Source organism: Rhizobium sp. Pop5 (assembly GCF_024721175.1).
Classification (GTDB): domain Bacteria; phylum Pseudomonadota; class Alphaproteobacteria; order Rhizobiales; family Rhizobiaceae; genus Rhizobium.
Window position 1 is genome coordinate 3,671,803 of the sequence record NZ_CP099399.1, and the last position, 25,649, is coordinate 3,697,451.

18 protein-coding genes are annotated in these 25,649 nt (G+C 61.7%); 7 read left to right on the forward strand and 11 right to left on the reverse strand.

What is annotated here, in order from left to right; all coding sequences use genetic code 11:
• Window positions 1-5 precede the first annotated feature (5 nt).
• The 4 genes from NE852_RS20250 to NE852_RS20265 form a co-directional block, all read right to left on the reverse strand.
• Window positions 6-1,244, reverse strand: a complete 1,239-nt coding sequence (locus NE852_RS20250) for a sugar ABC transporter substrate-binding protein (protein WP_008527877.1) — start codon at window positions 1,242-1,244, stop codon at window positions 6-8.
• A 70-nt stretch (window positions 1,245-1,314) separates the two neighbouring features.
• The gene (locus NE852_RS20255; protein ID WP_008527879.1) at window positions 1,315-2,277 is read right to left on the reverse strand and encodes a LacI family DNA-binding transcriptional regulator; all 963 of its coding nucleotides are present in this window, start codon (window positions 2,275-2,277) and stop codon (window positions 1,315-1,317) included.
• Between the two features lie 358 nt (window positions 2,278-2,635).
• Window positions 2,636-3,850, reverse strand: coding sequence for a 5-aminolevulinate synthase (gene hemA / locus NE852_RS20260; RefSeq protein WP_258156715.1), 1,215 nt, complete (start codon window positions 3,848-3,850; stop codon window positions 2,636-2,638).
• A gap of 50 nt (window positions 3,851-3,900) precedes the next feature.
• Window positions 3,901-4,086 (reverse strand): hypothetical protein, encoded by a 186-nt coding sequence (locus NE852_RS20265; RefSeq protein WP_008527892.1) that lies wholly within the window; start codon window positions 4,084-4,086, stop codon window positions 3,901-3,903.
• A 90-nt stretch (window positions 4,087-4,176) separates the two neighbouring features.
• On the opposite strand from NE852_RS20265, the gene NE852_RS20270 reads away from it, so the two are divergent.
• The 3 genes from NE852_RS20270 to NE852_RS20280 all read left to right on the forward strand — a co-directional run bounded on the left by NE852_RS20270 (window position 4,177) and on the right by NE852_RS20280 (window position 13,021).
• Complete coding sequence (locus tag NE852_RS20270; RefSeq protein WP_003582726.1) at window positions 4,177-4,434, forward strand: YMGG-like glycine zipper-containing protein; 258 nt, start codon at window positions 4,177-4,179, stop codon at window positions 4,432-4,434.
• Between the two features lie 169 nt (window positions 4,435-4,603).
• Entirely contained in the window at window positions 4,604-6,532 is a 1,929-nt protein-coding gene (locus NE852_RS20275) for an autotransporter assembly complex family protein (protein ID WP_258156003.1), read from the forward strand.
• Window positions 6,533-6,598: 66 nt separating this feature from the next.
• Complete coding sequence (locus tag NE852_RS20280; RefSeq protein ID WP_258156716.1) at window positions 6,599-13,021, forward strand: translocation/assembly module TamB domain-containing protein; 6,423 nt, start codon at window positions 6,599-6,601, stop codon at window positions 13,019-13,021.
• A 6-nt stretch (window positions 13,022-13,027) separates the two neighbouring features.
• On the opposite strand, the gene NE852_RS20285 is transcribed toward NE852_RS20280, so the two are convergent.
• Window positions 13,028-13,465, reverse strand: a complete 438-nt coding sequence (locus NE852_RS20285) for an Lrp/AsnC family transcriptional regulator (RefSeq protein WP_008527906.1) — start codon at window positions 13,463-13,465, stop codon at window positions 13,028-13,030.
• Between the two features lie 121 nt (window positions 13,466-13,586).
• Here NE852_RS20285 and rocF point away from each other — a divergent pair, with 121 nt between their 5' ends.
• From rocF to NE852_RS20305, 4 genes are all read left to right on the forward strand, one after another.
• On the forward strand, window positions 13,587-14,522 hold the full coding sequence (rocF, locus tag NE852_RS20290; protein WP_258156005.1) for an arginase: 936 nt from the start codon (window positions 13,587-13,589) through the stop codon (window positions 14,520-14,522).
• A 42-nt stretch (window positions 14,523-14,564) separates the two neighbouring features.
• Complete coding sequence (rocD, locus tag NE852_RS20295) at window positions 14,565-15,764, forward strand: ornithine--oxo-acid transaminase (RefSeq protein ID WP_008527919.1); 1,200 nt, start codon at window positions 14,565-14,567, stop codon at window positions 15,762-15,764.
• A 197-nt stretch (window positions 15,765-15,961) separates the two neighbouring features.
• On the forward strand, window positions 15,962-16,438 hold the full coding sequence (locus tag NE852_RS20300; protein WP_007632607.1) for a chemotaxis protein CheW: 477 nt from the start codon (window positions 15,962-15,964) through the stop codon (window positions 16,436-16,438).
• Window positions 16,439-16,739: 301 nt separating this feature from the next.
• Window positions 16,740-18,485: a PAS domain-containing methyl-accepting chemotaxis protein gene (locus tag NE852_RS20305; protein ID WP_008527925.1), complete on the forward strand. Its 1,746-nt coding sequence runs from the start codon at window positions 16,740-16,742 to the stop codon at window positions 18,483-18,485.
• Between the two features lie 73 nt (window positions 18,486-18,558).
• Here NE852_RS20305 and NE852_RS20310 read toward each other — a convergent pair whose 3' ends face one another.
• The 6 genes from NE852_RS20310 to NE852_RS20335 form a co-directional block, all read right to left on the reverse strand.
• Window positions 18,559-18,804 (reverse strand): formate dehydrogenase subunit delta, encoded by a 246-nt coding sequence (locus NE852_RS20310; protein WP_008527927.1) that lies wholly within the window; start codon window positions 18,802-18,804, stop codon window positions 18,559-18,561.
• On the reverse strand, window positions 18,794-19,618 hold the full coding sequence (gene fdhD, locus NE852_RS20315; RefSeq protein WP_008527929.1) for a formate dehydrogenase accessory sulfurtransferase FdhD: 825 nt from the start codon (window positions 19,616-19,618) through the stop codon (window positions 18,794-18,796). The genes NE852_RS20310 and fdhD overlap by 11 nt, the downstream gene beginning before the upstream one ends.
• A gap of 37 nt (window positions 19,619-19,655) precedes the next feature.
• A complete protein-coding gene (fdhF, locus tag NE852_RS20320; RefSeq protein WP_258156006.1) occupies window positions 19,656-22,535 on the reverse strand; it encodes a formate dehydrogenase subunit alpha in 2,880 nt (959 codons plus the stop codon).
• Between the two features lie 51 nt (window positions 22,536-22,586).
• Window positions 22,587-24,143, reverse strand: a complete 1,557-nt coding sequence (locus NE852_RS20325; protein ID WP_258156007.1) for an NADH-quinone oxidoreductase subunit NuoF — start codon at window positions 24,141-24,143, stop codon at window positions 22,587-22,589.
• A complete protein-coding gene (locus NE852_RS20330) occupies window positions 24,140-24,619 on the reverse strand; it encodes a formate dehydrogenase subunit gamma (RefSeq protein ID WP_008527941.1) in 480 nt (159 codons plus the stop codon). Before NE852_RS20330 ends, NE852_RS20325 begins: the two co-directional genes overlap by 4 nt.
• 134 nt (window positions 24,620-24,753) lie before the next feature.
• Window positions 24,754-25,647, reverse strand: a complete 894-nt coding sequence (locus tag NE852_RS20335) for a LysR family transcriptional regulator (RefSeq protein ID WP_008527943.1) — start codon at window positions 25,645-25,647, stop codon at window positions 24,754-24,756.
• Window positions 25,648-25,649: the final 2 nt, after the last annotated feature.

The following is a 25,649-nucleotide window of genomic DNA, read 5'->3' on the forward strand; positions in this document are numbered from 1 at the left end:
GAGAGTTATTGGCCGCTGTCGATGATCGATTGCATTTCCGACTGGGCGCTCGAAAACGCACCACCGACATCGTCGCCGAAGATCGCTGCGTTGGTGAAGCTTGCCCACGGGCCGTTGGCGCTGTTGATCAGGTCGTTGAACTGCAGCGTATAGGGCGTCTTGGCCACACTGATCGCCTTGAGACCGACCTGCAAGCGCGGATCGAGGCCATCCAGCACCTTGTCGGCGATATCGCCGCGCGTCGGCAGGCTACCGTATTTCGCCATGATCTTCTGGCCGTCCATCGAATAGATATATTCGAGGAACTCCTTCACCGCGTCGATCCTCTTCGTGCCCTTGGTGATGACGAAATTGTCGCCGCCGGCGAACGACGAAGGCTTCCCGTCGACACCCGGGATGAGCGTCACGCCGAAATTGATGTCCGGATGCTGGGTGACCAGCGTTCCGATGGCGAACGCACCGAGGCTCTGCTGGCCGATCTTGCCGTTGGTGAAGGTCAGGAAGTTGGCGCCGGTGTCGCTGGCCGCACCCGCCGGCACGAGGTCCTTTTTGACCATGTTGCGGTAGATGTCGACGGCCTTGCGCATCTGAGGCGTATCGAGCGTCGCCGTCTTGCTGTCGGCCGACAGGATGTCGGCGCCCGCGCCCCAGACGAGCGGCGTGAAAGTGAAGATCATGCAGCCGCCGCAGCCGCCGCCGGAGAAATAGAAACCGTAGGTATCGTCACCCAATGCGCGGATCTTCTCGGCATTGGCGGTGATTTCGTCCCAGCTCGCCGGCGCCTTCTCCGGGTCGAGGCCGGCCTTTTTGTAGAGATCCTTGTTCCAGGCGAAGACTGACGTTTCCACAGAAAGCGGCAGGCCGTAGACCCGATCCTGGTAGGTGCCGAGGCGAACATGCGAGGGCGAAAGCGAATTGAAATAGGGAAGCGATTTCGCCCAGTCCGTCAGGTCTTCCAGCTGGCCGGCCGCGGCAAAAGCGGGATTGTAGATCAGGTCCATCGACAGTGCGTCCGGCGCCTGCCCGCCGGCAATCGCCGTCGCATATTTCTGCACGAGTTCGGAGAACGGCACTTCGGTCACCACGACCTTGTTGTCGTGGCTGGTATTATAGGCTTCGACGACCTTCTTGAAAGCGTCGCCGATGCCCGTGCGAACCCACATTTCGACGTTTTCGGCGGCTGATGCGGCCGACACCAGACACAAGGTAGCGATGCCGGTCGCCGCCAATAGACGCTTGATCATGACATTCCTCCCGATATGGCGCATCTCCCTGCGCCTTTGTTCATTCCCTTATTCCCATTCCTTGGGGGCCTCACCCCCCGCATGACTGCCGGACGATCAGCCGGCAGGGCAATTTCCGCACACCCGGTTCGACAGGCCGGCCTTCCGCGAGCGCCAGAACCGTCAATCCGGCCTGCCGCCCGAGCTCTTTCAACTCCATATCCACCGTCGTCAGCGGCGGCCGCGTCTGGGCCGCGACAATCTCCCAATTGTCGAAACCGATCACGGAGACGTCCTGCGGCACCTTGACGCCGCGCTCGCGCAAGGCATCCACCGCGCCGCGCGCGATCTGGTCGTTGCCGCAGAAGATCGCGTCCGGTTTTTCTCCGGGCCGCTTCCAAAGCTGCTCGATCGCTTCATGGCCCCAGCTTTCCGACCAGACGCCGTAGAGCACCGGCTCACGGTGACCTGCTACCTGATGATAGGCGCCGGCACGCTCCCGCACCGAAAAGAAGTCCTCCGGCCCGGTGATATGCGCAATCCGCCGCCGCCCGATCTTCATGAGCCATTCGACGGCCAGTCTCGCACCCTGTTCGTCGTCCGAACGAAACGTCACGCTGTCCTGCGTCCCCTCCGTAAAGGCGTAGACGACGGGCACATTCAAGTTCGACAGGTCGACGGGCAGACGCCTGTCCAGGCGCTTTCCCGTCGCGATGATGCCGTCGACCTGCTTGTCCAGCATCGCATCGACATGGGTCTGGGCGAGCGCCGGATCGTCTTCGATGGCGCACAGGAAAACCGAAACCCCGTGATCGACGAGAGCGTCCGAAATACCCGCCATCACAGGTAGGGTGAAACGCCCGTAGGTGTCGTTCGTCAGCAGCCCGACGGTGAAGCTGCGCTTGCTGAGAAGACCCCTCGCCAGCGCATTCGGCCGATATCCGATTTCGCCGGCGATCCGCTTCACCCGCTCGCGCGTTTCCGCTCCCATTCGGCCGGTATCGTTGAGCGCCTTCGACGCCGTCGAGATGCTCACCCCGGCAGCCGACGCCACCTCATGTATGGTGATCCTGCCTCTTTTTCCTCCCGATATGTTCAGACCTTCCTCCTTTTGAAGTGGTCTGAGAAAAGCTTTTACCAAGCTTTCTGTCAAGTGAGAAAAGGTTTTCTCATGCAATTCGGCAGACATCAAAGGATGTGTGGGCTGCGGGAAGGAGGCGTGGGAGAAGACCGATCCAAATCGTTCAGACCGAATTGCAATGCGTCATCTCTCCGTGGAGCCGACACAGATGCCTGCGCGACGCACTGGATAACCTTACTCGGCTAAAAGAACGAGGAAACAAACGATGATGCTCGGGACCTCTGATGGAGGTCCCGATTCCTGGATTCAAACCCAGGCGATTGCGGGAAAATCAGGCGACATGCCGTGCCAGCGCGCAGCGCGACCAGAGGGAATGCAGCGCCTCGACCAGATTGGCGATATCGGCGTCGGAATGCAGCGGCGTCGGCGTGATGCGCAGCCGCTCGGTCTTCTTCGGCACTGTCGGATAGTTGATCGGCTGGACATAGACGCCGCAATTATCGAGCAGCAGGTCGGAGATCCACTTGCACTTCGCCGCATCGCCGACCAGCACCGGCACGATATGGCTCGGATTGGGCACATGCGGAATGCCGTTCTGATCGAGCAGCGAGCGCAGCTTGCGCACCCGGTCCTGATGGCGGGCGCGCTCGAACTGGCTGACCTTCAGATGCTGGATCGAGGCGACCGCACCGGCGGCCAGCGCCGGCGGCAGTGCCGTGGTGAAGATGAAGCCGGAGGCAAACGAACGGATGAAGTCGCAAAGCGCCGTCGACGCGGCGATATAGCCGCCCATCACCCCGAAGGCCTTGCCGAGCGTGCCCTCGATGACCGTCAACCGGTCCATCAGCCCCTCGCGCTCGGCAATGCCGCCGCCGCGCGGGCCGTACATGCCGACGGCATGCACCTCGTCGAGATAGGTCATCGCGCCGTATTTGTCGGCGAGATCGCAGATCTCCTTGATCGGGGCGATATCGCCGTCCATCGAATAGACACTCTCAAAGGCGATCAGCTTCGGCGCCTTCGGATCGGCGGCGGCAAGCTTGGCTTCGAGATCGGCGATGTCATTGTGCTTCCAGATCACCTTGTCGCACTTGGCGTAACGAATGCCCTCGATCATCGAGGCATGGTTCAGCGCATCGGAGAAGATGATCAGGCCGGGGATCTTCGCACCGAGCGTGCCGAGTGCTGCCCAGTTGGAGACATAGCCCGAGGTGAAGATCAGCGCTGCTTCCTTGCCGTGCAGGTCGGCGAGCTCACGCTCGAGCAGGACGTGGTAATGGTTGGTGCCAGAAATATTCCGGGTGCCTCCCGCACCGGCGCCACAGTGATCGATGGCGTTCTTCATCGCCTCGATCACCTTCGGGTTCTGACCCATGCCGAGATAGTCGTTGGAGCACCAGACCGTGACTTCCTTTTCGCCATCGGCCGTATGGCGCGTCGCGCGCGGGAAGTGGCCGCGGTGACGTTCGAGATCGGCAAAAACGCGGTAACGGCCCTCGGCATGAAGCCCGTCCAGCTCGTTTTTGAAAAACGCTTCGAAATCCATCATATGCTCCAGTATCACGCGATCGTTCTTGCTGATCGAACGTCCGCGCGTCAATGCTTACCCCTTTGCTTTAACATCAACTGCGGCAAAAGGCCCAGATTTTTGAATGATTCCAGATAAAAAATATGCGCGTGATAATCCATAAGTTTGATGGACGGAAGGCGATCGAAATTCGCGGAACCGCATGCCACACCCTCGCGCCAGTCCTGCAAAAAAATCGTGTCGATAGTGGACAACCCTTTCTTCCGACATAGTTTTCGAGCTAGCCTGACAAAAAACGATAGGGACGGCCTAAGCCCAATGGGCGATAACCCAGGAGAAATGGAATGAAGAAAGCTGTCATACTCGCATTGATCGGTCTGTCGATTGCAAGCTGCACGCCGACCCAGCAGGGTGCAGGCATCGGCGCTGCATCCGGCGCCGTGATCGGCGGTGCGGTTACCGGCAATGTCCGTGGCGCGGCGGTCGGTGCCGCTATCGGCGGCGTGTCCGGCGCCCTCATCGGCAGCGTCGCCGAACAGCCCGGCCAGTGCTACTACCGTGACCGCTACGGCCGCCGCTACATCGACACTTGCCCGCGCTGAGAGTACTCGCAAACCGGTAAGATCAGGGAATCCCGGACACACGTCCGGGATTTTTTGTGCTAAATTAGTGCGTTGGCAATTTAAAATGGTACACCCCGCACGATTTTGCCGCTAAACTGTTCATGGCTGGGCAACGAAGCTTCATGTAGGCGTAAACCAAAAGCGGCGGATGCGGATCAGAGGGACAGGCCCGAAAACAGGTACTGCGTATCGGCGAACAGGCACCATGATGGTGGTCGCAGCGGCGGCTGCGTTCTCACCGGTCCTGATCGGCGACGCTTACGCCTTCAAGCTTTTCGGCATCACCATCTTCGGCAAGGATAAAGACGAAGGCGAACAGGTACCCGATCCTGTGCGCTATCAGGTCGATCTCAAAGCGGATACCGCCGATCCCGACCTGAAAGAAGCGCTGGAGAACAGCTCCCGCCTTGTCAGCGACCAGAAACAGCCGGTCTCCGGCGATCTCGGCATCGTCGTCAAGGCGCGTGACGACCGTGAACGGCTGATCGCCGCCTTGTACGAAAAGGCCCGCTATGGCGGCGTGGTTGCGATCACCATCGACGGCAAGAATATCGACGACCTGCCGCCCAACCCGACATTCGATCGCTCGGGTCCGATCCCCGTTACCGTCGAGGTCACTCTAGGCCCGGTTTTCAAAGTTCACGAGGTCCAGTTCGGCGGCGATGCCGCGGATCGCAACCCGGCCGACTACGATCTCGCCCCAGGCGCTGAGGCCGGCTCGCTCGCCATCATCAAGGCCGGCGACAAGATCGTCGAGCAGCTGAAGAGCCAAGGCCGGCCCTTCGCCAAACTGACCGAGCGCAAGGTTGTCGCCGATCACAAGAGCAATACGGTCGACATCGTGCTTGCTGCCGAAGGCGGTCCTGTCGCCCCGATCGGCGATGTCGGCGTCACCGGCGAAAAAACCGTCAAACCTGGGTTCATCCAGCGCTATTCCCGGCTGAACAAGGGCGAGGCCTATTCCCCGGAGGCGCTGAAGAAGGCCGGCGAACGGCTTCGCGCCCTCGGCGTCTTTTCGAGCGTCACCATTCACCAGGGCGATACGCTGGCGCCTGATGGTACGCTGCCGATGACGATAGAGGTCTCGGAAGGCAAGAGGCGCTATTTCGGTGTCGGCGCGCAATATTCCACCACGGACGGCCTCGGCATTCAGGGTTATTGGGGCCACCGCAACCTGTTCGGTGAAGCCGAGACGCTGAGGATCGAGGGTTCGGTCTCGCGGCTCGGCGAGACGACGGACGTCGGCAGCCTCGATTATTCCGCCGGCATCCTCTTCACCAAGCCCGGCGCCTTCTTCCCTGCCGCCACGCTGAAAGCCGGCATCATCGCCAAGACCGAAAATCCGGATGCCTATAATGCGAAGCTCGTCACCGCCTCGCTCGGTCTTTCCTACGAACTGACCGACCAGGACACCATCTCGGCGAGCGGCGAAATCAGTTGGGAGCGTGACGACGACGCCTTTGGCCAAAATGACCACCTGACCTTCACCCTGCCGATCCAATATGACCGCGACGCGCGCGACGACAAGTTCAACCCGACGGAAGGTTATCGCGCGACCCTCTCGGCAAAGCCCGGCTACGAGATTTTCAACGCCACGCCCTATGCGGCATTCGAGGGGTCGATCTCCGGCTATCTGCCGTTCGGTGCCGAGGACGGCCTGGTGCTTGCCGGCAAGCTCGCAGCCGGCGTCCTGATCGGCGGCGATGGCATCGAGGATATTCCCGCCACGCAGCGTTTCTTTGCTGGCGGCGGCGGCTCGGTGCGCGGATACGGCTTTCAGGAAATCTCGCCCTATAACGACGCCGGCGATGCGACCGGTGGCCGCTCTTATGTGACCAGTTCGCTGGAGGCGCGCATCAAGATCACCGATACGATCGGCATCGTGCCCTTTATCGACGTCGGTACGGTATCGGACAGCACCTTTCCCGGTTTTTCCGATATCCGCGCCGGCGCCGGCGCCGGGATACGATATGCCACGCCGTTCGGCCCGCTGCGACTTGATTTTGCCGTGCCGCTGAACAAGTACGAAAATGGCACAGATTATGGAATCTATGCCGGTATCGGCCAATCCTTCTAGAGTCGTCGATACCGCCATATTGTCCGATCTGTAAGCCGTCATAAAAACGGGGTAGTGTCCGCGCCGATGCAAATGCTGGCAAAAATCGTCAACTGGATCATACGGCTCACCGGCTATGCCCTGGGCGCCATTTTGATTCTCGCCGTCATTGCACTTGCGATCTTCGGCTTCACGACTTTCGGCGCCCGCATCGTCACGGAAAGGATCGCTTCCACCCTTTCCAACCGGGACATGACGATCACGGTGCGCGAACCGGAAGGCCTGCTGACCGGCGGGCTTCGCGCCGCCGAAATATCGCTTTCCGATACCAGAGGCATCTTCGCCGAAATTCACGGCATTGCGATCGACTGGAACCCGCTTGCGCTGCTGACGGGGACCTTCCACGCCAAACGCTTCGAGATCGCTGCGATAGACGTGCTGCGCAAGCCGGTGCGCACTCTGCCGTCGCGGCCCGGAGCCGAAAATTCCGGCGGTTTCAGCCTTCCGATCAAGGTCGATGTAGACCGCATCGAGCTGCCCGACATTGAACTTGCCGCACCCTTTGCCGGGCGCGCTTTTACACTGGCCGCCCAAGGAAATCTGTCGGCAAACAGCAACGGCGGCGAAGCCGTCGTCAATGTCAGCCGTCACGAGGTTCCCGATGCCCGGCTCACCGCCGACATCGCCTATAGGCCGGCCGAAAACCGACTGCGGCTGAAAGCTGAGCTTTCCGAGCCGAAAGGCGGGCTGCTCGCCGGCCTTCTCGGCCTGCCCGACAGTCCCGCCGTCAATATCGATCTCGATGGAGAAGGGCCGATCTCCGACTGGAAAGGCAAGTTGCAGGCCGCCCTCGACGGACAGCAGCGCGCCGCGATCGAAGGCCGGCATGCGATCACCGCGGATGGGGTGCACCATCTCGACCTCAAAGGCGGCGGCGACCTGAGCTCGCTTCTCCCATCGGCATTCCGGCCGCTTTTTGCCGGCCAGACCAATATCGACCTTGCCGCGACCTTCGACAATCGCGGCAAGATCGACATCCAGACCGGCAATCTCGCCACCGGCAGCGTCGTGATCGCCGCGTCGGGCACGCTCGATCCAGCCGGCAACAACAGCCTGAACGCCAATCTGCTCGGCACATCCGGTCCGGTCGATTTCCGCTGGCCGCTTGCCGACGGCGAAGCGCGCTTCCTGATATCGGGCCTCAACCTTGCTCTGACAGGCGATGCGCAGGCTGCCCGGCTGAATGTCAGCGGTTCGCTCGATTCCGCGACCCTGCCCCAAGCCGATATCGGCAACGCCAAGCTGACGGCAAAGAGCGACGCCTTCAATCTCGCCGGCCGTTCCGGCAACGTCCAGCTGCGCCTCGTTGCGGGCGAAGTGACCTTTACCGAACCGAACCTCAATCGCGCCGTCAAAGGTCCGGTGACGATCGCCTCGCCGCTGCAGATTTCGCCCGCCGGAATCGGCTTCAACGGCACCACCGTCGAAAGCGCCAATATCAACGGCAGCCTCAACGGCTCCTATCGGATGGCGGACCAGGCGCTGACTGGCAACGTCAAGCTCACCGTTGAGCCGGCTGCCCTGCCGGTTGCTGTGACAGGCAAGTTCGACGGGCCGATCTCCCTCGAAAGCCAGGTGGCCGGGACCATCCCGTCGAAATTCGCATTCAGCAATATCGTCCTGACATCGGGCACGCTCGAAGCCGCCGGTAATGTGGCGCTCGACGGCTCGATGTTGAACGCCGATCTCTCCGGCCGGCTTCCCGATGTCGGCAAGCTCATAGCGGGCGCCAGCGGCGGGGCCGGTTATGCAGTGAGGGTCGGGGGCGAACTGCCGGCAATCTCCGTGACGGCCAATCTCAAGGCTGCCAGCCTTGAGGTGGCCGATCGCGCGCTCGCCAATGTGAATATCGACCTGTCCGGCATCGCCGATCCCAAGGCACCGCAGGGCAAGGTCGCCGCCACCGGGACCATCGACGGCCAGCCGATCGGCATCAATGGCGATATCCTTTCACTGGACGGCAAAACGAGCATTCCGGCGCTGACCGCCGATATCGGCGGCAACCGGCTGACCGGCAATCTCGAATTGTCGCCGTCCCTGGAGCCGACAGGCGCGCTGACCTTCGATTTCCCCAATATCGGCCTGCTCGCCGCCCTCGGCGGGCAGAAAGCCGAAGGTGATCTGAAGGGATCGCTCGGCATCAGCGGCGACGGCGGCAAAATCGCGTTGAAGCTGCTGGCATCAGGTGGCGCGATCCGCCGCGACACGATTGCGATCGTCAAGCCGGTTATCGATGTTACTATCAGCGATCTCGGCGCGCTCGCGGCAAACGGCACGATCAAGGCTGACGAGCTGAATGCCGGAACGAACAAGCTTGGCGGCCTTTCGCTCGGCTTCGCCAAGCAGCACAACAATACCCACTTCGATTTCTATGCCGCCTATGACGGCAATCCCGTGCTGGCGAACGGCAGCATCGAGACGGCTGACGGTGAGGTCGACCTGAACCTCGATCGGCTCTCGGCTAGCCCCCGCAACATTCCTATCGAGCTCGCAGCACCGACGCGGGTCACGGTCACCGGCGGTGTCGCCAACCTGAACGGACTGACGCTGAAGACCGGCACCGGTTCGGTCTCCGTCACCGGCTCTGCTGGTGAGACATTAAAGCTCGATGCCGATATCCACGAGCTGCCTGCGGCCCTCGCGAACGGCTTCGTACCGAACCTTTCGGCAGGCGGCACGATTTCCGGAAAGATTGCCGTAACGGGAACGCCGGCCGCGCCCATCGCCGACTTCAAGCTCGACTGGAAGGATGCGACGACGGGGCAGACCAAAGGAGCAGGCCTCGCGCCGCTCGGTATCACCGCCGGCGGCAAATTCGCCGACAAGAGGCTCGATTTCGACACGACGGTCAACAGCGGTGATGGCCTCTCGCTCAAGGCAGCCGGCAATGTCGGGCTCGCCGATCCGAAGGCGCCAATGGTTGATGTCAGGGCCGAGATCCTTAACCTGCCCGCCCGTATCGCCAATGGCTTCGTTCCTGACCTCGCCGCCGAAGGTGCGATAACGGGAAGAGTGGCCGCCTCCGGCTCCCTTGGTGCGCCAACCGCCGTTTTTGATCTCGATTGGAAGGGCGCTGCGACAAGCCACACCCGGCGCGCCGGTCTTGCCGATCTCGCCGTAAAGGCCTCGGGAAGGTTCGCCGACAGCAAGCTTAATTTCGACGCGGGAATCGCCGGCGCCGATAATTTCTCATTGAAGGCAAACGGCAATGTCGCGGTGACCGGTACGACGATCGGCAACGTCAAGGTCGATGCAGCACTGGCAAACGTCCCGGCAAGCATCGCAAACAGCTTCGTTCCCGATCTCGCCGCCGAAGGCATGATCTCGGGAAAGCTCTCGGCCAGCGGCTCTCTTTCCGCTCCGACCGCTGATTTCGATATCGATTGGAAGAATGCCGCAACAAGCCATACCAAGCGCGCCGGGCTCGCGGATATCGCAGTGAAGGCCTCGGGAAAGTTCGCTGACAACAAGCTCGATTTCGACGCGGCTGTATCAGGCGCACGCGACCTTTCGCTGAAAGCAACCGGCAATCTCGCCGTGACAGGCACGACGATCGATAACGTCAAGGTCGACGCGGCGCTGGCCAATGTTCCGGCAAGCATCGCAAACAGTTTCGTTCCCGATCTCGCCGCCGAAGGCGTGGTCTCAGGCAAGCTCTCGGCCATGGGCTCCCTTTCCGCGCCCGCTGCCAATTTCGAACTTGATTGGAAAAACGCCGCGGTAGGCCACACGAGACGCGCAGGCATCGCCGGCCTCGGCGTGAACGCGTCAGGAAAATTCGCCGACAACAAGCTGGATTTCAACGTGGCGGTCGGCGGCGACAAGGGGCTCTCCCTAAAGACCACGGGCAATGTCGCTCTTGCCGGCACGGCGATCGACAACATGAAGGTCGATGCCGAAATCGCCAATCTTCCGGCCAGTCTCGCAAACGCCTTTGTTCTGGATCTTGCCGCCGGCGGTACGATATCGGGCACCTTATCGGCGGCTGGAAAACCCGCCGCACCGACAGCCGACTTCAAGCTCGACTGGAAGGATGCCGCAACCAGCCACACCAGAAGCGCTCATCTCTCGGGCCTCGCTCTTGCTGCATCGGGGCGTTTCGCCGGCAACCGTCTCGATTTCGATGCCAATCTCGGCGGCGAAGCCGGTCTCTCCCTCAAGGCCGTGGGCGATGTCGCGATAGAAGGCACGTCGGTGCGCAACCTCGACGTCAAGGCCGATCTCGCCAATCTGCCCGCAGCACTCGCCAATGGTTTCGTGCCGGGCCTTGCGGCGGAAGGCACAGTGTCGGGAACGGCATCCGCCTCCGGCGCGCTTCCGAAACCCGCCGTCGATTTCAAGCTTGACTGGAAGAATGCCGCAACCGCGCAGACCAGAAGCAGCGGCCTCTCTGGCCTCAGCGCTGCGGCATCCGGCAAATTCGCCAATGACAGGGTCGATTTCGATGCCAACCTTGCCGGTAAGGACGGCGTGCTGGCCAAGGCGACGGGCGGCGTGACGATTGCCGGAACGGCGATCCGCGATCTTTCGGTCGATGCAAATATCCCTGCCCTGCCGGCAAATATAGCAAATGCCTTCGTCCCCGGTCTCGGCGCCGAAGGCACGCTTTCGGCAAGCGCCGTCACCTCCGGCACACCAACCAATCCGATCGTCGATTTCAAGTTCGACTGGAAGGACGCCGCGACCAGCCATACCAAGGCCGCCGGCATCCCCCGCCTCGCGCTGGCGGCGACGGGAAAATATGCCGGCGACAGACTCGATTTCGATGCCGATCTGAGCGGCAGCGGCGGCATTGCCCTGAAAGCCGCCGGCAATCTCGCCATCGCAGGCACCTCGATCCGCTCGGTCGATGTTACGGCGAACGCCACCAATGTTCCGGCCGCCATCGCCAACGGCTTCGTTCCCGGTCTTGCAGCCGAAGGCGCCGTCTCGGCGACCGCGAAGGCCACCGGCGCGTTATCGGCGCCCTCCGTCGACTTCAAGGTCGACTGGAAGAACGCGGCGACCAGCCAGACGAAAGGCGCGGGACTGTCGCCGTTTAGCATCGACGCTTCAGGCAAGCTTGCCGAAAACAGGCTGACGGTCGACACCAGCCTCGCCGGGGACGCCGGCATGTCGTTGAAAGGCGGCGGCAGCATCGTGATTTCAGGCAATCGCGCCATCGACATGCACTTCAACGGCAATCTTCCCTTCGCCGTGCTCGGCGCGCCACTGGCTGAACAGGGCTTCGTCGCCGATGGTGTCGCAACCGTCGATCTGAGGATCGGTGGAACGGCCGCCGCGCCCGTCATCAATGGCACGGTCGCCACCAATGGCGCCAAACTCGTCGATGTCCGGCGCAATCTTGCGGTCAACAATCTGGCGGCGACGGTGACCTTCAACGGCAGCCAGGCGGTGATCTCGCGCCTCAGCGGCAACCTCGGCGGCGGCGGTACGATCTCGGCAAGCGGCACGATCGGCATTCAGCCGGCCGGCGGCTTTCCCGCCGATATTTCGATCAAGCTCGACAAGGCGGTTTATGTCGATGGAACCCTCGTCGTCTCCACAGTCAGCGGCACGCTCGGCCTGCGCGGGCCGATCATGAGTGCCACGCTGAACGGCAAGCTTCAGCTGGAAAAGACCTCGATCACCGTTCCGGAAAAATTGCCGACCTCGCTACGGGAACTCGACATCAAACATAAGAATGCGCCGCGGGCGGTGCTTGCGCAGTTGCGCGATGAGGGCGAGCGGAAGCCGGGCGAGAAATCCTCGGTGATGACCCTCGATCTCGAGATCGATGCACCCTCGCACATCTTCGTGCGCGGCCGCGGCATCGATGCCGAACTCGGCGGCCGCGTGACGATCCGTGGAACGGCGGCAGTCCCTGTCGTGACCGGCGGCTTCACCATGCGTCGCGGCCGGCTGACCATTCTCAACCGCCGTCTGGATTTCTCCGACAAGAGCAGGATCACCTTTGCCGGCGACCTGACGCCGGCACTCGACATGGAAGCGACCTCGGCCTCCGGCACGACGACGCTGACCGTCGATGTTGCGGGCCTCGCTACCGATCCGTCGATCACCTTCTCCTCCTCGCCCGAACTGCCGCAGGACGAGGTGCTGGCACAGCTGATCTTTGGCCAGTCGATGTCGAAGCTCTCGCCGGTACAGATCGCCCAGCTCGCCGACGCCGTCAGCCAACTGGCCGGCAACCGCTCCACCTCGTTGTTCGAAGGCCTGCGCAACCAGCTCGGCGTCGACGATTTCGATGTCAGCACCGATTCCAAGGGCCAGACGAGCGTCAGTGTCGGCCGCTATCTCAACGACCGCACCTATTTCGAACTCCAGCAGGGCGGATCGGCAGGCGCCAAGGCCATCATCAACCTCGATGTCGGCCGCGGCGTCAAACTGCGCGGCGGAGCCGGCGGCAACGGCGAGGGTGAAGCGGGCATCGTCTACGAACGGGAATATTAAGGCGGCTTAGAAACCTGTCTTGCTCGTCTTGAGAAGGATATTCGTCTCGGTCGAATTGATGCCATTGATCAGCCGGATACGGCGCAGCGTCTCGTCGAAAGAGGCAAGATCGCGATCCTCGAGTTCGGCGACGAAATCCCATTTGCCGTTGGTGCTGTGGAGCGCACGCACCTGCGGCAAGCCCCTGAGCTGATCGGCCACTCTGTCTGCGAGCTTGCCGAGCACCTCGATCATGACGATCGCGCGCACGCCGGCGGAGCGCGTCTCATGACTGGTGCGAACGGTAAAACCGACGATGGTGCCGCTGGCGACAAGCCGGTCGATTCGGGCGGCAACCGTCGCCCGCGATGCGCCAGTCATCGCGGCCAGCGAGGAGACGGAAATCCGGGCATTGTGGCGAAGCGCGCTCAAAAGTTCGATGTCGAGATCGTCCACGCTGATCACTTTGTCAAAATAGCTTTATCAATCTGCGCAATCATATTCCATTTCTGGCATTTTTCCATCTTTTTGCTGCCAGCCCTTTATCACACTATCGGCCGAAACAGGCCTCAACAGGAGCCCTCGAATGAACGCTCAATCGCGATCCGTCACCCTCATCGGTGCACCCTTGGAAGAAGGCTCCGGCCGCAGAGGTGCGGCCATGGGCCCTGCTGCGCTACGCATTGCCGGCATCGACCAGACACTGATCGAACTCGGCCATGACGTTGCCGATAATGGCGATCTCAACATCGTGCCGGCGATGGACCTGCCGGTTCATCCGAAAGCTCATAATCTGAGGATCGTCGGTGCCTTCACGCGCGCGCTCGAAAGCAGTGTCTACGATGTTGCCGCTTCCGGTCGTTTCCCGCTAATTCTCGGCGGCGACCATAGCCTTTCCATGGGTAGCGTCTCCGGCATGGCCCGCTATGCCGCCAGCAAGGGCCGCCCGCTCTTCGTGCTTTGGCTCGATGCCCATGCCGATTTTAACTCTCCCGCCACGTCGCCCTCGGGCAATATTCACGGCATGCCCGTCGCCTTCTTCTGCGGCGAGGCGGAGTTCGCGGAGATTCTCCCGAAGGACCGTCCGTTCGTCGACCCGAAGAATGTCTTTCAAGTCGGCATCCGTTCGGTCGATGCGCGCGAGCGCGAGGAAATCCACGAACACGGCGTCAACGTCTTCGACATGCGCGCGATCGACGAGCAGGGTATCGGCGCGATCATGCGCCATATTCTCGATGTCGTCGCCAAGACGAACGGCCTGCTGCATGTCAGCCTTGACCTCGATTTCCTCGATCCCGATATCGCCCCCGGCGTCGGCACGACGGTGCCCGGCGGCGCGACCTTCCGCGAGGCGCATCTCGTCATGGAAATGCTTTCCGACAGCGGCCTCGTCTCGTCGCTCGATCTCGTCGAACTCAATCCGTTTCTCGACGATCGCGGCAAGAGCGCCCGCATTCTGGTGGAACTGACGGCAAGCCTCTTCGGCCGCCGCATCTTCGATCGTCCGACACGCGCAGCCTAGAACATTCGATTTGAGGCCGACCGGCCTGAGGAGGAGAAGGTCATGAACACTTCGGAAAAACTGATCGCCACGGAACAGCGGCTCGGTGCCCACAATTACAAGCCGCTCGACGTGGTGCTGACGCGCGGCGAAGGCGTTCATGTCTGGGATACCGACGGCAATCGCTATCTCGATTGCCTTTCGGCCTATTCGGCCGTCAACCAGGGCCATTGCCACCCGAAGATCCTCGCCGCCATGGTCGAGCAGGCGGGGAGATTGACGCTCACCTCCCGCGCCTTCCGCAACGACCAACTCGCCTATCTCTATGAAGAGCTGGCGGCGCTGACCGGCTCTCACAAGATCCTGCCGATGAACTCAGGCGCCGAAGCGGTGGAAACCGCCATCAAGGCGGTGCGCAAATGGGGATACGAGGTCAAAGGCGTGCCGGAAGGCAAGGCGGAAATCATCGTCTGCGCCGACAATTTCCACGGCCGGACGCTGAGCATCGTCAGTTTCTCCACCGATCCCGATGCCCGCACCGGCTTCGGCCCCTATACGCCGGGCTTCCGCACCGTCCCCTTCGGCGATGCCGAGGCATTCGAGGCCGCGATCAACGGCAATACCGTGGCTGCCCTGATCGAACCGATCCAGGGCGAAGCCGGCGTCATCATTCCGCCGGCCGGTTATTTCACCCGCATCCGTCAACTCTGCACCGATAACAACGTCACGCTCATCCTCGACGAAATCCAGACCGGCCTCGGCCGCACCGGCAAGCTGCTGGCCGAGGAGCATGAAGGCATCGAGGCCGACGTGACGCTGATCGGCAAGGCACTATCAGGCGGCTTCTATCCCGTATCGGCCGTGCTTTCGAATTCCGAAGTGCTGGGCGTGCTGAAACCAGGCCAGCACGGCTCGACCTTCGGCGGCAATCCGCTCGCCTGCGCGGTGGCGCGCACCGCCCTCAAGGTACTCGTGGAAGAAGGCATGATCGAGAACGCCGCCGTTATGGGCGACTATTTCCTCGAAGGCCTGAGGTCGATCCGCTCGAACATCGTCCGCGACGTGCGCGGCCGCGGCCTGATGATGGCGATCGAACTGGAGCCCGAGGCCGGCGGCGCGCGGCAATATTGCCATGCGTTGAAAGAGCGCGGCCTTCTCGCCAAGGATACCCATGACAACACGATTCGCCTCGCTCCGCCATTGGTCATAACGAGGGAGCAGGTCGATTGGGCCGTCTCGCAGATCGAAAAGACGATCAGCTGAAGTAAATCGAGATCGAAAACCTTCGCAATCCGGTTCCCGATTTAGATTTGGGCAACACTCTTCCGCTAATGTCGTCGATAACCGTAACGATGCTTCGCCGAGCGCAAAGCCATCGCGTGGTGTGAAGGCAAAGCTCGTCCGCGCCAATGGTGGCGCATCCGCTTCTGCCCTGGCTTACGACAGTTGGGAAGAATTTTATGGCCACGATCAATTCCACTAGCTTCAGCGGCGATACGCTCGAGATCATTGCCTTCCGCCTGCATGATCAGGAATTCTGCGTCAAGACCACGACCATCCGCGAAATCCGTGGCTGGGCGCCTTCGACGCCGATCCCCCATGCGCCGGCCGATGTGATCGGCGTCATGAACCTGCGCGGCTCGGTCATCCCGATCATCGATCTCGCCTACAAACTCGGGATGAAGAGCACTGTTGCCAACGAGCGCAGTGCCATCGTCGTCGCCGAAGTCCACAGCATGGTCATCGGCATGCTCGTGGACCGCGTCTCTGATATTCTCACCATCTCCTCCAGCCAGGTCCAGCCGGTGCCCGAAGTAACCGCTTCCTTCGACCGCGCTTATTGCGAAGGCATTATCGCTTCGGAAAATGGTATGATCTGCTTCCTGAACCTCGCCAAGATGTTCAAGGAAAACGAGACGGATGAATTGGCAGCGTGATTCGATGCTGGTTTGAATTTCGAAAAGCCGCCTTCGGGCGGTTTTTTATTGTGCATTACACGCCTCTTACTTGCCAACCTTCACTTTTTTCAACAATCGCGAATATAAGCGATGTCTTTTATATCAAAAATTAACCACCAGCCTATCAACATGATTGCGAAGCATGAGGGTGATACGCCTTCTGGTAGGCAGGATACGACAAACGATTAACGGTTTGTATCCGAGCGCCGACGTTCCTCGCCCGAATTGCCTCGAGGCAAGACCGAAGCAGCGAAAGCTCAACATTTCAGAGGGACAGGAAATGTTTAGTCTATCTTCCGATTCGAAATATATTCTTGACGCCATCTCCAGATCGCAGGCAATCATCGAATTCGATCTCAAGGGAAACATCCTGACGGCGAACGAGAATTTCTGCAAAGTGCTCGGTTACAACCTGAGCGAGATCATCGGCAAGCATCACAGCATGTTCTGCGAACCGGCCTATACGGCAACGCAGGAGTATCGTGAATTCTGGGCCCGCCTCGGACGCGGCGAATATGACGCCGGTTCCTACAAGCGTTTTGCCAAGGGCAGCAGGGAAATCTGGATCCAGGCGTCCTATAATCCTGTATTCAAGGGCGGAAAGCCGTTCAAGGTCGTCAAGTTTGCGGCTGACATCACCGCGGCGAAAAAGAAGGCGGTGGAGGATTCCGGCAAGCTGGAAGCGATCTCGCGGTCGCAGGCGGTCATCGAGTTTACCCCGACAGGCGAGATCCTGACCGCAAACACCAATTTCTGCAGCGCCATGGGATATTCGCTTGCCGAGGTGACCGGCAGGCACCACAGCATGTTCTGCGATCCTGCCTATGCCAAGACGGAGGACTACGCCAACTTCTGGAAGCGGCTGGCGCAGGGCGAATTCATCGCCAACGAATTTGTCCGCTTCGGCAAGGGCGGCCGACAGATCTGGATCCAGGCTGCCTATAACCCGATCCTTGATGCCGACGGCAAGGTTTACAAGGTCGTGAAATTTGCCACCGACGTCACGGAGCGCATGAGCGCCATTTCCATGCTCGGCACGGCGCTCCGCCTTCTCTCCGAAGGCGATCTGACAAGGACGGTGGATACGCCTTTCGTCCCGTCGATGGAACAGCTGCGCCACGATTTCAACACCGCCATCGGCGACCTTGCCGAGACGATGAGAACGATTGGCGAGAATGCCAGTGCGATCGCCACAGGCTCGAGTGAGATCGGCGCATCGGCTGATTCCTTCTCCAAACGGACGGAACAGCAGGCCGCATCGATCGAAGAGACGGCGGCCGCGCTGGAAGAGATCACCACGACGGTCAACGATTCCAGCCGCCGGGCCGGCGAAGCCGGTCGCCTCGTGGCCAAGACAAAGCAGGGCGCCGAGCATTCCGGCACCGTGGTCCGCAATGCGGTCGCCGCCATGGACCAGATCGAGCAGTCCTCGCGTGAAATCAACAACATCATCGGCGTCATCGACGACATCGCCTTCCAGACCAATCTCCTGGCGCTGAACGCCGGCGTCGAAGCGGCCCGTGCCGGTGAGGCCGGCAAGGGCTTTGCAGTCGTCGCCCAAGAGGTCCGTGAACTCGCCCAGCGCTCCGCCAAGGCCGCCAAGGAGATCAAGGCGCTCATCAACACCTCGAGCGACCTCGTCAAGAACGGCGTCAGCCTCGTCGGCGAGACCGGTAGGGCGCTCGAGGAGATCGTCACGCAGGTCGGCGATATCAACGTCAATGTCGAGGCGATCGTCGAGGCATCGAAAGAACAGGCAACCGGGCTCAAGGAAATCAATCAGGCGGTCAACACGCTTGATCAGGCAACCCAGCAGAATGCCGCGATGGTCGAAGAGAGCACCGCCGCCAGCCACAGCCTTGCGAGGGAAGCCGAAACGCTGCGTGTCCTGCTGGCGAGATTCCGCCTGCCGGGCGCGGTCGCCGCCGTGAGGCAGCAGTCAAGTTCACCGGCGCTGCATATCGTTCCGCGTGTCACAGGCATGCGCGGCGCTGCCGCGGTCAATGGGAGCTGGGAAGAATTCTGATTTAAACTCTGCCCGTCTATTCGCACGGTATGAAGCGCGCCGCGGAAAACCAGCGGCGCGCTTTTGTGGTTGATTACCGGACCTGGCTTGCTTCAGCCTCCGGTTTGCGGATCAGGGGCGCGGCCTGAAGCACCAGCGCATCCAGGCCGTTTTCGTCCTTTTCCAGAATTTCGAACAATTGCCGCCGCATGCGCGGCTCCCAGAATTTGTTGATATGGGTGGCAACACCCTCCACAGCCTCGCTGGCCGGCTGGCTTTTGAAGAAGGTGGCGATCTGGTTCGCCATATAGACGAGCTTGGTCTTGGTATCATGCGACATCGGCGATACTTCCGGGCGAGATGCGGTGGGGGTGAGTAAAAATCTCGAAGTCCTCGCCGCGCACCAGCGCGACGAGGGTCATGCCGGCCTCTTCGGCCGTACGGATGGCAAGCGCTGTCGGCGCTGAAATGGCAATGAGCACCGGGCTGCCGAGGATCGCCGCCTTCTGCACCATTTCGACGGAGAGCCGGCTGGTGACGACGACGGCGCCTTCCGCGCCTCTTTCATCGGCGCGGATGACCGCGCCGCAAAGCTTGTCCAGCGCATTGTGCCGGCCGACATCTTCGCGCACCGCAGTCAGTCCCTTGTCGGGTCGATAGAAACCGGCGCCGTGCACCGCTCGTGTCTCCCGATGCAACGGCTGTGCTTCGTTGAGAAGCGCAACGGCGCGCACGATTTCCGCATGCGATAGCGCCAACAGAGATGCCGAGACGTCGGGCACCAGCCGCACCGCCTGCTCGATCGATTCGATGCCGCAGAGCCCGCAGCCGACTGGCCCGGCCATGCTGCGGCGGCGTGCCCGCAGCCTGTCGGCGACGTCGTCGGCAAGGCTCACCTGCACGTCGATGCCCTGCTCGCCCTCGACAATCTCGACACCCGAAACCTCCGCCCGCTCGGTGATGATGCCTTCGGTCAGACTAAACCCGACGGCAAAATCCTCGAGATCATCAGGCGTTGCCATCATCACCGCATGCGTACTGCCGCCATAGGAAAAGGCGATTGGCACTTCCTCGGGCACGATGCGCGAACCGGCCTGCACAATGCCATTGCGGCGGGCGGTTTCGGCAGCACGGGCGGTGATCGTGAAGGTCATGATGCATGCTCTCCCCTGCCAGACCGCCCCAGCATCGTCACTCCGCCGCTTCCAGCTTGCCGGCGATGCGACGCGATTGCCGCGCCTGCTCGTCATATTCGCGCTGCCAGTCGCTCGGCCCGTTGGAGGGCGAGACTTGCACCGCCGTCACTTTATACTCAGGGCAATTCGTCGCCCAGTCGGAGTAGTCGGTGGTGATCACGTTCGCCTGCGTGCCGGGATGATGGAAGGTCGTGTAGACGACACCGGGCGCAACGCGATCGGTAATCAGAGCCCGAAGCGTGGTGTCGCCGGAGCGGCTGACGAGCTTCACCCAGTCGCCGTCTCGAATGCCGCGCTGCTCGGCATCATGCGCGTGAATTTCCAGCCGGTCTTCCGCATGCCAGGCGACATTCTCGGTCCGTCGCGTCTGCGCGCCGACATTGTAGTGACTGAGGATGCGCCCGGTGGTGAGCAGCAGCGGGAAGCGCGGGCCGGTGCGCTCGTCGGTCGCCACATATTCCGTGCGGATGAACTTGCCCTTCCCGCGCACGAAGCCGTTCACATGCATGATCGGCGAGCCGAGCGGGTTCTTTTCGTTACAGGGCCACTGCACCGACCCCATTTTTTCGAGATAGTCGTAGGAAACAAGCGCGAAACTCGGCGTCGTCGCGGCAATCTCGTCCATGATCTCGGAGGGATGCGCATAATTCCAGTCGAGCCCCATCGCCTGGGCGAGCTTTTGCGTCACCTCCCAGTCGCCATAGCCGTTGCGCGGCGACATCACCTTGCGCACGCGGTTGATGCGCCGCTCCGCATTGGTGAAGGTGCCGTCCTTCTCGAGGAAGGTCGAGCCGGGCAGGAAGACATGGGCGTAATTGGCGGTCTCGTTCAGGAAGAGGTCCTGCACGACGACGCATTCCATGGCGGCAAGACCGGCTGCGACATGCTTGGTATCGGGGTCGGACTGGAGAATATCCTCGCCCTGGATATAGAGGCCTTTGAACGAGCCGTCGACCGCCGCATCCAGCATGTTCGGTATGCGCAGGCCCGGCTCGTTGTTGAGCTTCACGCCCCAGAGCTTTTCGAAGATATCGCGCGTCGCATCGTCGGAAATGTGCCGGTAGCCCGGCAGCTCGTGCGGGAAGGAGCCCATGTCGCAGGAGCCCTGCACGTTGTTCTGGCCACGCAGCGGGTTCACGCCCACACCCGGGCGGCCGATATTGCCGGTCGCCATCGCGAGGTTGGCGATCGCCATGACGGTGGTCGAGCCCTGGCTATGTTCGGTGACCCCGAGGCCGTAATAGATCGCGCCGTTACCACCCTTGGCGTAGAGCCTCGCCGCGCCGCGCAGATCCGCCGCCGGCACGCCGGTGAACATCTCGGTCTGCTCGGGGCTGTGCTGCGGCTCAGCGACGAAGGCCGCCCAGTCTTCAAACTCCGACCAGTCGCAGCGCTCGCGAATGAACCTCTCGTCGTAAAGCCCTTCGGTGACGATCACATGTGCCAGCGCCGTCATGACGGCGACATTGGTCCCCGGCTTCAGAGGCAGGTGGTAGGAGGCCTCAACATGCGGCGAGCGGACGATGTCGGTGCGGCGCGGATCGATGACGATGAGCTTGGCGCCCTGGCGCAGCCGCTTCTTCAGCCGCGAGCCGAACACCGGATGTCCGTCCGTCGGATTGGCGCCGATGATGACGACGACATCGGACTGTTCGACGCTGTCGAAATCCTGCGTGCCCGCCGACGTGCCGAACGCCTGGCCGAGGCCATAGCCGGTCGGCGAATGGCAGACCCGGGCGCAGGTATCGACGTTGTTGTTGCCGAAACCGGCACGGACCAGCTTCTGCACCAGATAGGTTTCTTCATTGGTGCAGCGTGAGGAGGTGATGCCGCCGATCGCCTCGCGGCCGTGTTGATACTGGATGCGGCGGAATTCCGACGCCACATGCGCGAAAGCTTCGTCCCAGCTTACCTCCCGCCAGGGATCGCTGACCTTTTCGCGGATCATCGGATTGAGGATGCGGTCCTTATGGGTGGAATAACCGTAGGCGAAACGGCCTTTGACGCAGGAATGCCCGCGATTGGCCTGGCCGTCCTTCCACGGCACCATGCGCACCAGTTCTTCGCCGCGCATTTCCGCCTTGAAGGAGCAGCCAACGCCGCAATAGGCGCAGGTGGTGACGGCCGAATGCTCCGGCTGGCCGATCTGGATGACCGACTTTTCCGTCAGTGTCGCCGTCGGACAGGCCTGAACGCAGGCGCCGCAGGAAACGCATTCGGAATCGATGAACTGCTCGTGCATGCCCGATGAAACGCGCGAGCCGAAACCACGCCCCTCGATCGTCAGCGCGAAGGTGCCCTGCACTTCCTCGCAGGCGCGCACGCAGAGCGAACAGACGATGCACTTGGAAGGATCATAGGTGAAATAGGGATTGGACTCGTCCTTCGGCAGCCATTTCAGATTGATGTCGCCGTTGTTGCGGGCCTTGACGTGATTGTCGCCCTCATAGCCGTAGCGCACGTCGCGAAGGCCGACGGCGCCCGCCATGTCCTGCAATTGGCAATCGCCGTTGGCAGCGCAGGTAAGACAGTCGAGCGGATGGTCGGAGATATAGAGCTCCATCACGCCGCGGCGGATATCCTTGAGCCGCCCCGTCTGCGTGTGTACCACCATGTTTGCCGCCACTGGCGTCGTGCAGGAGGCAGGCGTGCCGGCACGGCCCTCGATCTCGACGAGACAAAGCCGGCAGGAACCGAAGGCATCGACCATATCGGTGGCGCAGAGCTTCGGCACCTCAATGCCCGCCTCCATCGAGGCGCGCATGACGGAGGTTCCCTCAGGCACGCTGATCTGCTGTCCGTCGATGGTGAGCGTCACCATGGTCTCGGATTTCGAAGCGGGAGTGCCGTAGTCGATTTCATGGATGAGAGACATGGTCGGCCTCCTGTATGGAAATGGAATTGAGCAAGTCACGCCAGAACGATGTCATTCGGCGGCCTCCACGATCGGCGCCGGAGAAAAATCCTCCGGAAAATGCGTCATGGCGCTTACGACGGGATAGGGCGTGAAACCGCCCAGCGCGCAGAGCGAGCCGAACTTCATCGTGTTGCAGAGATCGGCAAGCAGCACCCGGTTCTTCTCCGGCTCGATGCCTTGAGCAATCTTGTCCACCGTCTCCACCCCGCGCGTCGATCCGATACGGCAGGGCGTGCACTTGCCGCAGCTTTCGACGGCGCAGAATTCCATGGCGAAACGCGCCTGCTTCAGCATGTCGGCCGTATCGTCAAAAACGACGAGGCCGGCATGACCGATGAGCCCGTCTTTGGCGGCGAAAGCTTCGTAATCGAAAGGCGTGTCGAACAGCGCCCGCGGGAAATAGGCGCCGAGCGGCCCGCCGACCTGCACGGCCTTGACCGGCCGGCCCGTCGCGGTGCCGCCGCCAATCCGATCGACGATATCGCCGAGCGAAAGACCGAATGCCGTCTCGTAAAGCCCGCCGTACCGGACATTGCCGGCAATCTGCAGCGGGATCGTGCCGCGCGAGCGGCCCATGCCGAAATCGCGGTAGAAGGCGGCGCCCTTTTCCATGATGACGGGCACGGAGGCGAGCGAGATCACGTTATTGATGACGGTCGGACAGTCAAACAGCCCCTTATGCGCCGGCAAGGGCGGCTTGGCGCGCACGATGCCGCGCTTGCCTTCGAGACTGTTCAGCAGGGCAGTTTCCTCGCCGCAGACATAGGCGCCGGCGCCGGTGCGGACCTCCATATCGAAGGCGCGGCCCGAGCCGAGCACCGAGAGGCCGAGAATACCGGCCTGCCGGGCGATGCCGATGGCCGCCGTCATCGCCGCGATCGCATGCGGATATTCCGAACGTGTATAGACGAAGCCCTTGGTCGCTCCGGTCGCGAGCCCGGCGATCGCCATGCCCTCGATCAGCACGAAGGGATCGCCTTCCATGATCATTCTGTCGGCAAAGGTGCCGCTGTCGCCCTCATCGGCATTGCAGACGATATATTTGCGGTCCCCGGCGGCATCGAGAACGGTTTTCCACTTGATGCCCGTCGGGAAGCCCGCGCCGCCGCGTCCGCGAAGGCCCGAATCGGTGACTTCCTTGACGACTTCGGCTGGCGTCATCGAAACGGCGCGGCGAAGGCCGGCAAGGCCGCCATGCGCTTCATAGTCCACGAGCGAAAGCGGATCGGTGATGCCGCAGCGGGCGAAGGTCAGGCGGGTCTGTTCCTTCAGGAACGGGAGGTCTTCAACCTCCCCGAGACAGAGTGAATGGCCGCCGCCGCTCATCATCCCGGCGTCGAACAAGGCGGGCACGTCTTTCGCCTTCACCGGGCCGTAGCCGATGCGCTTGCCGGCAACCTCGACTTCAACAAGCGGTTCCAGCCAGAACATTCCGCGCGAGCCGTTGCGCACGATCTCGGCATCGAAGCCGCGGGCGGCGATCTCCTGGGCAATCGCCTTTGCCACCTTTTCGGCTCCGAGCGCCAGCGCAGCGGCGTCGCGCGGAACATAAATCTTGATTGTCATCGGCGAACCTCCGCGACGAGTTCTGCCGCAACCTGATCGTCCACCCGGCCGTAAACCTCGCCGTCCAGCATCGCCGACGGGGCGCAGGCGCAAAGCCCGAGACAATAGACCGGTTCCAGCGTGACGCTGCCGTCGAGCGTCGTCTGATGAAAATCGATACCGAGCAGCGTCTTGACGCGCTCGGCAACCGCATCACCGCCCATCGACTGACAGGCTTCGGCGCGACAGAGCTTCAGCACATGCCGCCCGGCGGGATGATCGCGATAATCGTGATAGAAGGTCATCACGCCATGGACCTCGGCGCGAGAGAGGTTCAGCTCCTCTGCAATCACAGGCAAGGCTTCCTGCGGCACATAGCCGAATTCTTCTTGAACTCCGTGCAGAATCGGAAGCAGCGGCCCTTCGAGGTAGCGCAAATCGGCCACGATGGCACGAGTGCGCGTTGCAATATCGCCTTCGGCGATATGAATGGTCATAAGGCAGCCCTCCCGACGGCTTGCTCGTTGCGGAATGGCGGACCTCCCCAGCCGAGTGCATTCCTCGGCGAAGCATGGCAAGGAAGCCGCTGACGATCAATAAAGCTGTTCTGTTGGTCGATAGTTTTTTTCTATCAAAGTTCCTCGTCCTGTACGAGCACCCTCGCTTCGTGCAGCAGCGCCGACACAAGCGGCGTGAAAGGTTCGCGATAGGAGGCGACAAGACCAACCAGATGATGCGCCTCCGGTTCGACGATCGGGATCATGCGGATTTCCACCGGAAATCCAAAGGACTTGGCGACGTTGCGCGGCATAATACTCGCCCAGCGCCCCGTCCTGACATGCGAGAACAGCACGATCATCGAATTGGATTCCAGCGTCGGATGCACAGCGGCGCCGGCCTCCGTCAGGTGGCGGTTGATGATGCGGCGATTCTGCATGTCGGCCGTCAATAGACAAAGCCGAAGATCGCCAACCTCCTTCCAGGTCACATTGTCGCGATCGGAGAGCGGGCTGCCCGCGGCCGTAATCAGATGGTAGCGCTCCGCATAGAGGGGAACGGTCGTGACGCGGCCGAGCGGCTCGTTTTCGAGATAGGTGATGCCGGCATCGATTTCGAGATTCTCGAGCATGCTCAGCACCTGCAGCGAATTTCGCGACACGATCGAGAAGGTGACACCGGGATGGCGTTCCTGGAAGGGCGTGGTGATGCGCGACAGCATGGCGAGCGCCGTTGGAATTGCGGCGAGGCGGATGTGGCCGGAAAGGCCTCGGCGCGCCGCGCGCATCTCCTCGCGCATGGTGCGGGCGTCGCCGACGATGCGCCGGGCCCATTCGAGCACCCGCTGCCCCTCCGGTGTCAGCCCCTGGAACCTCGAACCACGCTGCACCAGCATGACGCCCAGCTGATCTTCGAGTTGCCGGATGGCGGCCGAAAGCGTCGGCTGCGAGATCCCGCACTCCTCCGCGGCGCGGCCGAAATGCTTTTCATTGGCAAGGGCGATAAAGAATTCCAGCTTGTCGATCATTC

Excerpts from the sequence above, each read along its gene's own strand:
- NE852_RS20270 (WP_003582726.1), top strand. The coding sequence starts at position 4,177 with ATGAAGAAAGCTGTCATACTCGCATTGATCGGTCTGTCGATTGCAAGC.
- NE852_RS20325 (WP_258156007.1), bottom strand. The coding sequence starts at position 24,143 with ATGACAATCAAGATTTATGTTCCGCGCGACGCCGCTGCGCTGGCGCTC.
- hemA (WP_258156715.1), bottom strand. The coding sequence starts at position 3,850 with ATGGATTTCGAAGCGTTTTTCAAAAACGAGCTGGACGGGCTTCATGCC.
- NE852_RS20310 (WP_008527927.1), bottom strand. The coding sequence starts at position 18,804 with ATGTCGCATGATACCAAGACCAAGCTCGTCTATATGGCGAACCAGATC.
- NE852_RS20300 (WP_007632607.1), top strand. The coding sequence starts at position 15,962 with ATGGCCACGATCAATTCCACTAGCTTCAGCGGCGATACGCTCGAGATC.
- rocD (WP_008527919.1), top strand. The coding sequence starts at position 14,565 with ATGAACACTTCGGAAAAACTGATCGCCACGGAACAGCGGCTCGGTGCC.
- NE852_RS20280 (WP_258156716.1), top strand. The coding sequence starts at position 6,599 with ATGCAAATGCTGGCAAAAATCGTCAACTGGATCATACGGCTCACCGGC.
- NE852_RS20330 (WP_008527941.1), bottom strand. The coding sequence starts at position 24,619 with ATGACCATTCATATCGCCGAAGGCGATATTGCAACGCGCACTCGTGCC.
- NE852_RS20335 (WP_008527943.1), bottom strand. The coding sequence starts at position 25,647 with ATGATCGACAAGCTGGAATTCTTTATCGCCCTTGCCAATGAAAAGCAT.
- NE852_RS20275 (WP_258156003.1), top strand. The coding sequence starts at position 4,604 with ATGCGGATCAGAGGGACAGGCCCGAAAACAGGTACTGCGTATCGGCGA.
- fdhD (WP_008527929.1), bottom strand. The coding sequence starts at position 19,618 with ATGACCTTCACGATCACCGCCCGTGCTGCCGAAACCGCCCGCCGCAAT.
- rocF (WP_258156005.1), top strand. The coding sequence starts at position 13,587 with ATGAACGCTCAATCGCGATCCGTCACCCTCATCGGTGCACCCTTGGAA.
- NE852_RS20305 (WP_008527925.1), top strand. The coding sequence starts at position 16,740 with ATGTTTAGTCTATCTTCCGATTCGAAATATATTCTTGACGCCATCTCC.
- NE852_RS20250 (WP_008527877.1), bottom strand. The coding sequence starts at position 1,244 with ATGATCAAGCGTCTATTGGCGGCGACCGGCATCGCTACCTTGTGTCTG.
- fdhF (WP_258156006.1), bottom strand. The coding sequence starts at position 22,535 with ATGTCTCTCATCCATGAAATCGACTACGGCACTCCCGCTTCGAAATCC.